Origin of the sequence: Marinomonas balearica (genome assembly GCF_004362145.1) — a bacterium.
GTDB lineage: Bacteria > Pseudomonadota > Gammaproteobacteria > Pseudomonadales > Marinomonadaceae > Marinomonas > Marinomonas balearica.
Genome location: NZ_SNXC01000014.1, coordinates 292368 through 305479 on the forward strand (window position 1 = coordinate 292368; position 13112 = coordinate 305479).

A 13112-nucleotide genomic window follows, 5' to 3' on the forward strand; every position below is an offset into this window, starting at 1 on the left:
ATCTTACGAGATATCTCGTAGGGCAAGTTGTTTAGAATCCACGATTTTCGTATCACGACAATCGAAACATTGAATGAAAGTAATATTGTATGGCAGAGCGCATAGTAAAAGAAGCCCAAGTGACGTTTGAATCTTCCGGTCAACGCTTTGACCAGATTGCGACGGAATTGTTCCAAGATTTTTCCCGGTCCAGAATCCAAGCATGGATAAAAGAGGGAACACTGCTGGTAGACGGAAAAAAATGTAAAGCGAAAGAGAAGTTGTTTGGTGGTGAAACGATTTCGTTGGATGTCGCATTAGAAGAACAGGAAGATCACGAAGCTCAGGAGATGGCTCTTGATATTGTATATGAAGACGAACATATCTTAGTGGTGAACAAGCCTGCCGGTTTGGTAGTGCACCCTGCTGTTGGTCACCGTGATGGCACATTATTGAATGCAATTCTTCATCATGCTCCTGAAACAGCTCATGTTCCTCGTGCTGGTATTGTGCACCGGTTAGATAAAGAAACGACAGGCTTGATGGTTGTTGCCAAAACATTGCAAGCGCAAACTGATTTAGTTGCTCAGCTGCAGGAACGCAGTATGGGGCGCGAATATGAGGCCATTACTATTGGTGTAATGACGGGTGGCGGTATGGTTGATGAGCCTATAGGGCGTCACCCGACTAATCGTCAAAAAATGGCGGTTGAGCCCATCCATGGTAAAGAAGCGGTTACTCACTATCGGTTATTGAAACGCTTTAAGAACCATACGCACATTAGATTGAAATTAGAAACGGGCAGAACACACCAGATTCGTGTGCATATGGCGCATGTTCAGTACCCTCTTTTAGGGGATCCTCAATATTCAGGGCGATTGAAAATGCCTAAAGCGTGTGGCGAAGAGCTACAAACGGTGCTGCGTAATTTTCGCCGTCAGTCTTTACATGCAAAACGCCTTGAATTGAATCATCCATTTACCGGTGACTGGATGCAGTGGGAGGTTGATTTGCCAGATGATATGGCCGAACTTCTTGAGGCATTGGATCGCGATATGTTGGCATCCGGCAGTAAAGATTCAGAGTATTTCTAAACAATAGAATCTTTTAATAAGGGCGGCGAAAGCGGCCCTTATTTGTATCTAACAACCTCAAAAGCGTAATTAAATTAATAAGAGTTGATGATATGAATACTCAAATTGAAGTAGTCGAAGTCAATTGGTCGGGGCCTAAAAATGTTCGTGCGTTTACAACGACTAGGCGGGGCGGCGTCAGTTGTCCACCCTATAAAGGTCTGAATTTAGGTGCTCATGTAGGTGATGATCTTGGTTTGGTTAATCAAAATCGTAGTGAGCTGTTATCACAGTTGCAGATGCCGGATACTCTTATTTGGTTAAACCAAACACACAGCACTCAAGTCGCTTATTTGCCAGCGAAAGTTTACAGTGAGTCCGATGCGGCCTTTACTTCTTCACCAAATCAAATATGTGCTGTTTTGACGGCGGATTGTTTGCCCGTTGTTTTTACTAATCGCTCGGGAACACAGGTCGCTGTTGCTCATGCTGGGTGGCGTGGATTATGTAACGGGGTATTAGAAGAAACGGTTTCACAGTTTAAAAAAGACGATCCTGTCATCGCTTGGCTTGGGCCTGCAATTGGTCCAGAAGCTTTTGAAGTGGGCGAAGAGGTTAGAGCAGCATTTATCGAAAAAATGACTTCGGCTGAAGGTGCATTTAAGGCCTCCAAAAATACCGGTAAATGGCTGGGAAATTTATATGAGTTAGCTAGGCAAAGGCTTCAAGCTTGCGGTGTTTTTGAAATATATGGAGGAGATCATTGCACCTTCACAGAAGAAGATCAGTTTTATTCCTATAGGCGTGATGGGGTAACGGGTCGAATGGCTACGCTGGTTTGGTTCGAGCCTTCCTCAGACTTATCTTAAATTTTCCATAAATTCGTAGGTGTTGAATATACTGTGTGGAGAAAATAAGCCTGTCAAAAAAATGACACTCCGATATTGAAAAACATTTTGTCACACCTATTAAGTAATTAAACACACAGCTTACTACAGAATATTAGCTATTTAGCTTGGAGGTCACGCATGCGAATTGATCGACTTACTAGCAAGTTGCAACTTGCATTATCAGATGCGCAGTCCGTCGCGCTCGGTCAAGATCACGGTTATATTGAATCCGTCCATTTACTGGTTGCAATGCTGGATCAGCAGGGCGGAAGTACCAGACCCATTTTGCAGCAGTCTGGTGTGCAGGTGAATAAGTTTCGAGAGACGCTTGATGGTATCTTGTCTCGTCAGCCTGTTGTTAATGATCACGATGGCAATGTTCAAATGTCACCCGAGCTTGGGCGGCTACTGAATCTTGCCGATAAAGAAGCGCAAAAACGAAAAGACCAGTTTATTTCGTCAGAGTTGATCTTGCTGGCAATGTTTAGTGGTAAAGATGACTTGGCTAAGGCGCTTAAGGCGACAGGCGTTACCAAAGAGGACATTGCCGCTACGATAGATCAAGTCCGTGGTGGGGATTCCGTTAATGACCCAAATGCCGAAGAAAGTCGTCAAGCGCTGGATAAATTTACGGTTGATTTAACGGAGCGAGCGTCTGAAGGCCGCTTGGATCCGGTCATCGGTCGTGACGATGAAATTCGCCGCACCATTCAGGTGTTGCAAAGACGGCGCAAAAATAATCCAGTATTAATTGGTGAGCCCGGAGTAGGTAAGACGGCTATTGTAGAGGGGCTGGCTCAGCGGATCATAAATGGCGAAGTTCCGGAAGGTTTGAAGAACAAGCGGGTTTTGTCATTGGATATGGGGGCTCTGATTGCAGGTGCAAAGTATCGAGGTGAATTTGAAGAGCGTCTTAAAGCGGTATTGAATGAATTGGCTAAACAAGAAGGTCAAATAATCTTGTTTATCGATGAAATTCACACCATGGTGGGGGCGGGCAAAAGCGAAGGCTCAATGGATGCAGGAAACATGCTTAAACCTGCTCTGGCTCGAGGTGAGTTGCATTGTGTTGGCGCGACGACGCTTGATGAATATCGTCAATTCATTGAAAAAGACGCTGCACTTGAGCGTCGCTTTCAAAAGGTATTGGTGGAGGAACCAACGGTTCTTGATTCAATTGCGATATTGCGAGGTCTTAAGGAGCGTTACGAAGTTCATCATGGTGTGGACATTACTGACGCAGCCATAATTTCAGCCGCTAAACTATCTCATCGCTATATTACGGATCGTCAGTTGCCAGATAAAGCGATTGACTTAATTGATGAAGCGGCAAGTCGCATACGTATGGAGATGGATTCGAAGCCTGAGAATATGGATCGCTTAGAGCGGCGTCTTATTCAATTAAAAATTGAAAAAGAAGCTCTGAAAAAAGAAACAGATAGAGCGTCCAAGCAACGCTTAAAAGAGCTGGAAAGTGAAATAGAGCGTCTGCAAAAGGAATATTCAGATCTGGAAGAAATCTGGAATGCAGAGAAGGCTCAAGTTCAAGGTGCGCAGAAACTAAAAGAAGAGCTAGAGCAGGTCCGCCAAGAAATGGAGGAAGCTCGTCGTCAGGGAAATTTGGCTAAAATGTCTGAACTTCAGTATGGGGTTATTCCCATGCTCGAAGCGGAAATAGACAAAGCAACCTTGGCAGAAGAAAGTGAGCAAGAGGCTCAGTTGCTAAAAAGCCGAGTGACTGAAGAAGAGATAGCAACTGTTGTATCTCGCTGGACGGGAATTCCGGTCGATAAAATGTTAGAAGGTGAGCGAGAAAAACTGCTGCGAATGGAAGAGGCGTTGCATGAATCCGTTATTGGTCAAGAGGAAGCAGTAAATGCAGTTTCAAATGCTGTGAGGCGCTCTCGTTCAGGCCTGGCTGACCCAAATCGTCCGAATGGATCATTTTTGTTCTTGGGGCCAACTGGGGTTGGTAAAACGGAGCTTTGTAAGTCTCTTGCGAAATTTCTATTTGATACTGAACATGCAATGGTGCGTGTGGACATGTCTGAGTTTATGGAGAAACATTCTGTTGCTCGTCTTATAGGTGCTCCTCCAGGTTATGTTGGATATGAAGAAGGTGGTTATCTAACGGAAGCTGTTAGAAGAAGGCCTTATTCAGTGTTGTTGCTGGATGAAATTGAAAAAGCGCACCCCGATGTATTTAATATTCTTTTGCAAGTCTTGGATGATGGTCGTCTAACGGATGGTCAAGGTCGCACGGTTGATTTTAGAAACACGGTGATTGTAATGACGTCAAATTTAGGCTCTGATTTAATTCAAGAGTATCAATCTGATGATCAATACGAAGAAATAAAGTCAAAAGTTCTAGATGTTGTCGGAATGCACTTTAGACCAGAGTTTATTAACCGAATTGATGAAACCGTGGTCTTCCACCCACTTAGAAAGGCCCAAATTGCAGGCATTGCTAAGATCCAGCTTTCTCATTTAAATGATCGTCTAACGGAAATGGGGATGACATTGAGTTTAACTGATGAGGCAATGTCTCAATTAGCAGAAGTCGGATACGACCCAATCTATGGTGCTCGACCTTTGAAAAGAGCAATCCAGCAGTGGATAGAAAATCCTCTTGCAAATAAATTGTTGTCCGGAGCATTTGTGAGCGGGGATTGTATTCAGGTGGGTACAAAAGGCGGTGACATGTCGTTTAATAAAGTTGAATAGTGCGGAATAAGACGATCGGTATACAGCTTTAACAATAGTAGGCCTTATGCATTTCGGTGTGTAAGGTCGTTTTTTTGCCTTAATTTTACGCACATAAAAGTGATTTGAGGTGTTAAGTAGAGACGGTGTTTTGTTTAGGTGAGTGGTTAGAGGATAGAACGGGTTGCAGATATTTGAACAAAATCTACACCCCGTTTTTATTTTAATCTAAGTAATAACGATTTTTAGAAATCTACAAATGCACCGATAAATGCACCGTCAAACTCTGTTTTAACGTCAATGCTGCCTTCGTCAATGGTGAAGTGTGCTTGACGATAGCCTGCTTCGATACCAACAAAGAACGGTGATTCATATTTCACCTTGTAAGTCATGTCCGTAATGCTCGAATCGCCGATTGAAAGTGTTTTAAGCTCACCGCCAAACTTTACAGGAAGGCCAGGGATGGCAACATAAGCAGAAACGTATCCCGAAGGCAGTACTATGCTCTCTTCAGCCGTAGAAGAGCCTGTAGAAGCGTTTACATCCATGTTGCGGAAAGAGATGCCTGCATCTAGGTCTAACCATAGAAGGCCGTCTAGAAATTCATAATACAAAGTGTAGTCTGTTGCATCCACTTTGATTTGAGTGCCTGAAGATTTCGTTTCTAGACTGCTGCCTTGAAGTCGTACATTTGGAATAAGTGGAATAGGGTGTTCGAATGCGATACCAAAGTAGCCAGTGTCTTCTCCGGATAGATCTTTGTTTGCAGAAGAGCCGCTGATGCTTCCGTCAAACGTAGCATCTGGCATGAAGTAGCCAGCTTCCGCTGTTAGTCCGATGACATCTGCTTGAGCAGCGGTGCCAGCAAGAAGAAGTGATGATGCGATTAGAGCTCGTCTCATAGTATTGTTTCCATCATTGTGTTTGTTTGCCTATGGCTATTATAGAAGTTTCATTGTGAACTTCTAGAGACAAGTTGAAATATGATGGTAGAAATAGATGGCTGGGGTGGCAGGATTCGAACCTACGCATGACGGGATCAAAACCCGTTGCCTTACCGCTTGGCTACACCCCAATAGTGTGATCTTATATTTAAGTGGTGGCTATGACTAGATTCGAACTAGTGACCCCATCATTATGAGTGATGTGCTCTAACCAACTGAGCTACATAGCCTAAATAAGATATTGATGGCTGGGGTGGCAGGATTCGAACCTACGCATGACGGGATCAAAACCCGTTGCCTTACCGCTTGGCTACACCCCAACTTATCAAAAAGTTGGTGGCTATGACTAGATTCGAACTAGTGACCCCATCATTATGAGTGATGTGCTCTAACCAACTGAGCTACATAGCCTTTGTCTGTGGCTGGGGTGGCAGGATTCGAACCTACGCATGACGGGATCAAAACCCGTTGCCTTACCGCTTGGCTACACCCCAACAGACATACAGAAACGTTTTTCGTAATTGCTTACTGCGTCTCTGTGGCGCGATATTATTCATATAACCCGTTGTAGGGTCAAGTCTTTTTCCAAACTATTTTTCAATTAATATTAATTATTTTAAAAATGATTAATTAGTGATCGAAAAGTGTTTAAAAAAGCCCTATTGAGAGTATCGCTTCACCTCAATAGGGCTTAGTGCATAAATAGAACGATTAACTGTTAGGTTAAACGTTGAAGCGGAAATGCATTACATCGCCGTCTTTTACTATGTAATCTTTACCTTCTAGACGCCATTTGCCTGCGTCTTTGGCGCCATTTTCACCTTTGTATTGGATGAAATCGTCATATCCAACTACTTCTGCGCGAATGAAGCCTTTTTCAAAGTCGGTGTGAATCACTCCAGCTGATTGTGGAGCTGTTGCGCCTTGTTTGACTGTCCATGCGCGTACTTCTTTAACGCCTGCCGTAAAATACGTTTGCAGGCCTAGCAGTTCGTAGCCAGCACGGATTACACGGTCAAGGCCGGGTTCTGTCATTCCCATCTCATCCAAGAAGTCCTGCATCTCTTCAGTATCGAGCTCAGAGATCTCTGCTTCAAGTTGATTGCAGATAGGAACAACCATAGCGCCTTCTGAAGCTGCAATTTCTTTAACGACATCCAAGTGCGGATTGTCTTCAAAACCGTCTTCTGAGACGTTTGCAATGTACATGGTCGGTTTTGTAGTCAGTAGATGCAGTTGTTTTACTTCTTTAGCTTGATCGTCTGTCAATGCCATTGTGCGAACTGGCTTGCCGTCTTCAAGGTGCAGCTTAATCGATTCTAAGAATGCCTTTTGTGCAATAGCGTCTTTGTTTCCGCTTTTGGCTGTTTTGGCTGTTCTTTGAATTTGTTTGTCAATCGATTCTAGATCGGCAAAAATCAACTCAAGGTTGATTACCTCGATGTCTGCTTTTGGGTTTACATGATTGGAAACATGAATCACGTTATCGTCTTCAAAGCATCGCACAACGTGTGCAATTGCGTCGGTTTCGCGAATATTAGCGAGAAATTTATTACCTAAACCTTCGCCTTTTGAGGCACCTTCAACCAAGCCAGCAATATCAACAAATTCCATTGTTGTTGCGAGCACTCGCTCTGGTTTAACGATGTCTGCTAATGCATCTAGCCTTGGGTCTGGCATTGCAACAACACCAGCGTTCGGTTCAATGGTGCAAAAAGGGAAGTTCTCTGCACCGATGCCTGCTTTGGTGAGAGCGTTAAAAAGAGTTGATTTGCCGACATTTGGTAAGCCGACGATACCGCAGTTAAAGCCCATAATCGTTCCTGAAACTGTGTTGCTGTAAGTTTATGCTTTTAAATTAAGCTTTGAAGCTGTGTAGATGATTCATTGCGTTGTTAAGATCGCCACGAACTATGTCGTTACAATAGCGCAATGACTCGTCGATCGTTTTTTCAATTTTATCGTATTCTTCGGAAGGTGCTTTTTTAAGCACATATCCAGCGACTTGGCTTGCATGTCCTGGATGGCCAATACCCAAGCGCAAACGGCCAAAGTCTCTATTATTTCCTAATTTAGAAATAATGTCTTTTAAACCGTTGTGACCACCGTGACCACCGCCTTTTTTTAATTTTACTGTGCCAGGGGGGATGTCAAGTTCATCGTGGATTACAAGTACTTGTTCGGGAGGGATCTTATAGAATTGGCAAACGGCTTGAACCGATTTGCCGCTTAAATTCATATAGGTCGTGGGAATGAGGAGGTAACATTCTTCACCACCTATATAAGCTTTAGCAAATTCGCCATAGAATTTTTTTTCTGAGCGAAGAGAGCACTGACTCTGACGAGCCAGTGCTTCTATCCATTGTGCGCCAGCATTGTGACGAGTGTTTTCGTATTCGGAGCCTGGGTTTCCAAGGCCAACCAGTAATTTAAAACCTGCCACAATACCGCCTACAATGGTTATTAACGCTTAGCTTTGCCGATACGAGCGATTGGCTGGTTGTGATCTCCACCTTTAAGAAGAGCAACCAATTCTACGCCTTCAGGTAGTTGAGCGTCAGACAAATGGAAGATTTGACCTAGCTGACCATCGATAGCATCAATGATTAGTGCAGCAGGCAGATCTTTTGGAAGACAACGTACTTCTGCAAGTTTCGCTTCAACAGAAAGGCGACCACCTTGAGATTTAACACCTTCACTTTTCTCAGCATTTACAAACTGAAGTGGGATGCGAGTAGTGATAGTCTTGTTTTCTGCAATGCGAAGTAGGTCAACGTGCATTACATCGCCAGTAGATGGGTGACGTTGTAGAGACTTAACCAAAACTTTTTGAGCAGCTCCGTCAACAGAAACTTCAATAACGCTTGTTAGAAAAGCAACGTCAGAAACGGCTTTAACTAGTTCGTTGTTCTTGAAAGTAACAGATTGAGCGTCAGCTTCGCCACCGTAGATTACAGCAGGAACTAGACCTTGTTTACGAAGGCGGCGGCTCGCACCTTTACCTTCTTCTGTACGTGCAGCTGCTTCAATAATGAAAGACATAATGTTTATCCTAATAAAATATTTATGAGTGCCCAGAACTGCGACCGGTTCCGAGCGTTGTTGTTTGATTTAGGCCCCAAACATGGCACTGATTGACTCTTCGTTGCATACGCGACGAACAGCTTCAGCCAAAATGTCAGACATCGACAGTTGGCGAATTTGTTTGCAATTTTGTGCTGCTGGCGTCAGAGGGATGGTATCTGCTACCACTAACTCATCAAGCACAGAATTGCTAATATTCTCTATGGCTTTGCCTGAAAGTACTGGGTGAGTACAGTATGCAAGCACTTTTTCAGCGCCGTGTTCTTTCAGGGCTTTTGCAGCAGCGCAAAGCGTACCGCCAGTGTCACACATGTCGTCAATAAGAACGCATGTTTTTCCCTCGACATCGCCAATCAAATGCATAATTTGAGCTTCGTTTGCACGAGGTCGGCGTTTATCAATAATGGCAAGGTCGGCATCATCAAGCATTTTTGCAAATGCACGCGCTCGAACAACACCGCCGACATCCGGTGAAACAACCGTAATGTTTTCGTGCCCTTGACGTTGTAGGTCATCAAGCAATAATGGTGTTGCGTATACGTTATCAACAGGGATATCAAAGAACCCCTGAATTTGATCTGCATGTAAATCGACCGTTAACACTCGGTTAATGCCGACTGCTGAGATCATATCAGCCACGACTTTTGCGGTAATAGGCACGCGGGCCGATCTTACTCGTCGATCTTGACGAGCGTAGCCAAAGTAGGGAATTACAGCGGTAACACGCGTTGCCGAAGCTCGACGTAATGCATCCGCCATTACGATGAGTTCCATTAAATTATCGTTACTTGGAGCGCAGGTAGACTGTATAATGAAAACGTCTTTACCACGAACATTTTCATTGATCTCGACCGTAATTTCTCCATCACTGAATTTACCAACGGTAGCGTTACCGATAGGCAGCCCAAGGCGGCGAACCACCCTACGAGCGAGTTCAGGGTTTGCATTACCGGTAAAAACCATCAACTTGGACACTGTATATAACCTTTGTACTTTGGCGATAAAATAGACTGGCTAAGCGGCTTGAAATATAGCGAGATATGATTAGGTAATGAACCGATAGTATGTATCTGGTTTACTTAATCTGCTATCGAGCCGCGGGCTCTTTTGCTTTTAATCCACTGGTTGAGTGCTAAGTGAGTAGGTGAAACGTTACAACCTTGGCAAATCCAGAATTGCCACTTCTTAGGTATAGACGCACTCACTCGCTTAGCGTCTTCTATATTGTCGTAGGCAATAAATAAACAAGCACCTGTTCCAGTGAGTTTTACATCACCGTAGTTTTGGAGCCAACGAAATGCTTCGTCAACCTCAGGATTGTGCTTTTTTACCACTTCTAAACAGTCGTTTTTCCCGCCCAGCTTTAAAGCGTGCGCTATTCTGATGGGAGGGGTGTCTCTTGTCAAATATTTATCGGTAAAAATTTGACCAGTTGAGACATGACAATTGGGTTTCACCAGTAGGTAAAATGGTGCTTTGGGCTCAACAGGTGTAAGTAATTCACCTATCCCTTGCGCGAATGCTGCATGGCCTCTTACGAATACAGGAACATCGGCTCCTAAGTCGCGGCCAAGGTCGGCAAGTTGGTCGATGGACAGATTGCAATTCCATAATTGATTTAGGGCCAGTAAGGTGGTGGCTGCGTTGGAGCTGCCTCCGCCAATTCCACCGCCCATAGGTAAACGCTTAGTGAGCGCTATATGCACGCCTATTTGTTCACTGGTAAACGGCCAAAGCGACTGAGCTGCTTTGTAAATTAAGTTTTCTTCGAGAGAAACGCCTTCGATGGCAGGTTCAATAGTTATACTGCGCTCCTGCTTCGTGTTGAAACTTAATTCATCACAAATGTCGATAAATTGAAACAGCGTTTGCAGTTCGTGGTAACCGTCTTCTCGCTGTCCTGTAATATGTAAGAACAGATTGAGTTTTGCGGGCGAAGGAAGGCTAATTGAATGGTCTGTCATTGTGTTTAATCTGCTTACTGAATGGTCCAGCTTGTAATAATTAAATTCACGCGGTAAGGCGGCTTTGTTACTTGTATTTTGCGAGGAAGCTCTAAGTTGTTTACATCAACGTAGCTGGAGTAGGTTACTTCCCAGCCGTCTTGTCTTATTACTTTAGGTTTTGCTAGGTTATCTGGCTGGTTTTCAATACGGGCTTCACTATACGGGTAGGGAAGACCTCTTATCCAATACTTTACCTGCGCAACAGGAAAGCGCCAGCCTAATTGTTCGAATAAAAGTCGTTCAGCATTAGTGCCTGTTACCGTTTCTTCGCTGTTTTTTAACGTGACAACGCCATCTGTGCTTTTGCTTAACTCGGTCGACCCTTGGCCAAATGGACCTACGATATTTAGCTGAAACTCTTCGTTGGTGTGATGCCAACTAAAGTTGCCAGATATCGCATCGTCTTTGGTTCTTATGCCGACTCGCCCTTGTGTGTCCCATGCTGAAATGTCTGACGCATCTGCAAATTGTTTTTCCACCTTATGAGAAGGGGTGGAACAGGCAGACAAAAGAGCGCTGATGGCAATTACTGCTAGTCTGTTTTTCATGAGTTAGTTTGAAAACTCCATTATCAATTCTGGATTAAGTCTTTCTATGGTTTCCATTAAAACCGGATATTGAGGGGTGACTTGGTAAGCTTCTCGCCAAACGTCGTTCGCGAGTGATTGGTGGCCTTGATGCCAAAGTGTTTCACCGTAATGCGCGCCAATTTCCGCATCTTTTAATATCCCCCATGCTTTTTGAAGATAGAAGGTCGCTTGATCAATATCGTGCCTTAAAAATAGAACCCACCCGAGGCTGTCTATAATTGCTGGGTCTGTATCATCAAGGTTGTAGGCTTGTTCTATGTAGCTTTGAGCGCGTTCTAGTTCGTCAGAATTTACCAAGATTGTATAGCCGAGCGCATTAAGGTATTGAGGTTTATTAGGGTGATTTAATACAAGGGTTTCGAGCTCTGCTACAGCACCTTTCCATTGATTTAAGGATTCAAGCAATATTGCTTTTTTATATCGTACGGCATCAGCGTTTGGGTGATTTTTAAGAACGCTGTTGATCAACTCCAGTGAAAGATCAGGTCTTTTATAGTGTTCGTGTAAGTTGGCAATTGATATTGTTTCTTCTTGCCATTTTTCGTCACTTAGGCGTTCGATAGCAAGAGGGTTAATTTCTTGCTCACGATTTAAGAAATACAATAGTTGTATTATTTGTTGTGTTGCATTCCATGCAAGTGGCCCATCCACTGTCTTGAGGATTTCAAAAGCGGCTTGTGGGTCGCCAGTTTTATTCAATGCTTCCGCTGTTAAAAGCTTGGATTGGTCGCGAAAGCTGTATTGTTGTTCGGGCAAGTGGGTTAATACTGTCAATGCAGTTTGATAGTGCTGATATTCTATTAACTTTCCGGCAAAAGTTAGTCCCAGTTGCGTTCGATCAAAGCTTGAAAGATCTGCATTGTTGTAAAGCTCTGATGCGTTGCTGAGCTGGTTGTCTGCTACTAATAATTCAATAACAGGGATCAATAAGTGCTTGCTGTTAGGGAAATCATTCAACCCTGTTAAAAGTGTCGTGATCGCGTCATTGGTTTTACCCAGCTGATTTTGCGAATATCCTAATATGACAAAGAGGGACTTACACTCTTCTTTAGGCGCTTCATCAAATAAGCTATTAATGATCGTCTCTTCTACTGTTTTATAGTCTCCAGCGAAGAAATCTAGCCTGTTGTTACCCAGTTTTAGATATATATTGGACAGTAATTCCTTGGGAAGTTCGTTGAATGTTTGTCGAACTGTTTCTAGAGTGTCTACTTCGCGAGAATGTTGGTCCAAGTAACTGGGGAAAAAACGCAACGACACATTATGTTTAATTGCATGCATAATAAGTTGTGCTGCTTGTTTGTATCGACCGCTAGCGAAGTACAGTTGAAGTTGCAGAGGGTAAGGCTCTTCAGCTGAAGGAGCGATTGATATCCACAAGTTCGTGCTTTCTTCAATATATGCTGGGTTTTGACTGACGATAGCGATGTTTGTGACCCGTTTTGCCATCTTCTCGCTTTTTTCGTGCTTCAGTATTTTTACAAATTTTCCATACGCCGCACCAGGACCGTCTCTCTGAAGTAAAAATTCCGCTTCAAGGAGTTCTGTTAGATTCTCTTGGGAAATATGCGTGTGGCTCTCGCTTGTAAATTCTATTGCTTGATGATCTTTAAGGTTCTGCTCTGTATCAGAGGTCGTTTCAGGGTTGATTGCACAAGCACCCAGCCACAGCGGAATAGACAAGGCCCATCCTATTTTTAATTTGTGTGAGCTAAGACGTGAAAATGCCTTCCTTAAAAGACTGCTTTGGTCAGCATTTATCATAGTTATTCCAGTAAATCGTTCCATAACCGCATATGTTAGCTTCGTCATTGTGTCATGTCAGTGACAAAATTGTCTAAAG

11 protein-coding genes and 5 tRNA genes are annotated in these 13112 nt (G+C 43.6%); 3 read left to right on the forward strand and 13 right to left on the reverse strand.

Translation table 11 applies throughout. The annotated features are described in order from the left end of the window. The first annotated feature begins 89 nt into the window (after window positions 1–89). The 3 genes from rluD (at window position 90) to clpB (ending at window position 4666) form a co-directional block, all read left to right on the forward strand. Window positions 90–1073 carry a 23S rRNA pseudouridine(1911/1915/1917) synthase RluD gene (gene rluD, locus DFP79_RS14980; protein ID WP_133504753.1) on the forward strand — a complete coding sequence of 328 codons (984 nt, stop codon included), beginning with the start codon at window positions 90–92 and terminating at the stop codon, window positions 1071–1073. 92 nt (window positions 1074–1165) lie between these two features. Next, window positions 1166–1921 (forward strand): peptidoglycan editing factor PgeF, encoded by a 756-nt coding sequence (gene pgeF / locus DFP79_RS14985; protein WP_133504754.1) that lies wholly within the window; start codon window positions 1166–1168, stop codon window positions 1919–1921. Between the two features lie 159 nt (window positions 1922–2080). Then, window positions 2081–4666 carry an ATP-dependent chaperone ClpB gene (gene clpB / locus DFP79_RS14990; RefSeq protein ID WP_133504755.1) on the forward strand — a complete coding sequence of 862 codons (2586 nt, stop codon included), beginning with the start codon at window positions 2081–2083 and terminating at the stop codon, window positions 4664–4666. 224 nt (window positions 4667–4890) lie between these two features. Here the strand turns inward: clpB and DFP79_RS14995 are convergent, their stop codons facing one another. The 13 genes from DFP79_RS14995 to DFP79_RS15055 all read right to left on the reverse strand — a co-directional run bounded on the left by DFP79_RS14995 (window position 4891) and on the right by DFP79_RS15055 (window position 12952). Beyond that, window positions 4891–5547 carry a TIGR04219 family outer membrane beta-barrel protein gene (locus tag DFP79_RS14995; protein ID WP_133504756.1) on the reverse strand — a complete coding sequence of 219 codons (657 nt, stop codon included), beginning with the start codon at window positions 5545–5547 and terminating at the stop codon, window positions 4891–4893. A gap of 98 nt (window positions 5548–5645) precedes the next feature. Further along, window positions 5646–5720: transfer RNA gene (locus DFP79_RS15000), tRNA-Gln, on the reverse strand. A gap of 22 nt (window positions 5721–5742) precedes the next feature. Next, window positions 5743–5819: transfer RNA gene (locus tag DFP79_RS15005), tRNA-Met, on the reverse strand. A gap of 15 nt (window positions 5820–5834) precedes the next feature. Continuing rightward, window positions 5835–5909: transfer RNA gene (locus tag DFP79_RS15010), tRNA-Gln, on the reverse strand. Between the two features lie 14 nt (window positions 5910–5923). Beyond that, window positions 5924–6000, reverse strand: a tRNA-Met gene (locus DFP79_RS15015). An 8-nt stretch (window positions 6001–6008) separates the two neighbouring features. Next, a tRNA-Gln gene (locus DFP79_RS15020) sits at window positions 6009–6083 on the reverse strand. Between the two features lie 229 nt (window positions 6084–6312). Next, entirely contained in the window at window positions 6313–7404 is a 1092-nt protein-coding gene (gene ychF / locus DFP79_RS15025) for a redox-regulated ATPase YchF (RefSeq protein WP_133504757.1), read from the reverse strand. 43 nt (window positions 7405–7447) lie between these two features. Next, on the reverse strand, window positions 7448–8032 hold the full coding sequence (gene pth, locus DFP79_RS15030) for an aminoacyl-tRNA hydrolase (RefSeq protein ID WP_133504758.1): 585 nt from the start codon (window positions 8030–8032) through the stop codon (window positions 7448–7450). Window positions 8033–8052: 20 nt separating this feature from the next. After that, a complete protein-coding gene (locus DFP79_RS15035; RefSeq protein ID WP_133504759.1) occupies window positions 8053–8631 on the reverse strand; it encodes a 50S ribosomal protein L25/general stress protein Ctc in 579 nt (192 codons plus the stop codon). A 69-nt stretch (window positions 8632–8700) separates the two neighbouring features. Then, window positions 8701–9648 (reverse strand): ribose-phosphate diphosphokinase, encoded by a 948-nt coding sequence (locus DFP79_RS15040; protein WP_133504760.1) that lies wholly within the window; start codon window positions 9646–9648, stop codon window positions 8701–8703. Window positions 9649–9752: 104 nt separating this feature from the next. Further along, a complete protein-coding gene (ispE, locus tag DFP79_RS15045; protein WP_133504761.1) occupies window positions 9753–10637 on the reverse strand; it encodes a 4-(cytidine 5'-diphospho)-2-C-methyl-D-erythritol kinase in 885 nt (294 codons plus the stop codon). A 14-nt stretch (window positions 10638–10651) separates the two neighbouring features. Then, a complete protein-coding gene (gene lolB / locus DFP79_RS15050; RefSeq protein WP_133504762.1) occupies window positions 10652–11227 on the reverse strand; it encodes a lipoprotein insertase outer membrane protein LolB in 576 nt (191 codons plus the stop codon). A gap of 3 nt (window positions 11228–11230) precedes the next feature. Beyond that, window positions 11231–12952: a tetratricopeptide repeat protein gene (locus DFP79_RS15055; protein ID WP_133504763.1), complete on the reverse strand. Its 1722-nt coding sequence runs from the start codon at window positions 12950–12952 to the stop codon at window positions 11231–11233. Window positions 12953–13112: the final 160 nt, after the last annotated feature.

Bases quoted from the DNA above. Each gene is read 5' to 3' on its own strand.
- rluD (WP_133504753.1), top strand. From the start codon at position 90: ATGGCAGAGCGCATAGTAAAAGAAGCCCAAGTGACGTTTGAATCTTCC.
- pgeF (WP_133504754.1), top strand. From the start codon at position 1,166: ATGAATACTCAAATTGAAGTAGTCGAAGTCAATTGGTCGGGGCCTAAA.
- clpB (WP_133504755.1), top strand. From the start codon at position 2,081: ATGCGAATTGATCGACTTACTAGCAAGTTGCAACTTGCATTATCAGAT.
- DFP79_RS14995 (WP_133504756.1), bottom strand. From the start codon at position 5,547: ATGAGACGAGCTCTAATCGCATCATCACTTCTTCTTGCTGGCACCGCT.
- ychF (WP_133504757.1), bottom strand. From the start codon at position 7,404: ATGGGCTTTAACTGCGGTATCGTCGGCTTACCAAATGTCGGCAAATCA.
- DFP79_RS15035 (WP_133504759.1), bottom strand. From the start codon at position 8,631: ATGTCTTTCATTATTGAAGCAGCTGCACGTACAGAAGAAGGTAAAGGT.
- ispE (WP_133504761.1), bottom strand. From the start codon at position 10,637: ATGACAGACCATTCAATTAGCCTTCCTTCGCCCGCAAAACTCAATCTG.
- lolB (WP_133504762.1), bottom strand. From the start codon at position 11,227: ATGAAAAACAGACTAGCAGTAATTGCCATCAGCGCTCTTTTGTCTGCC.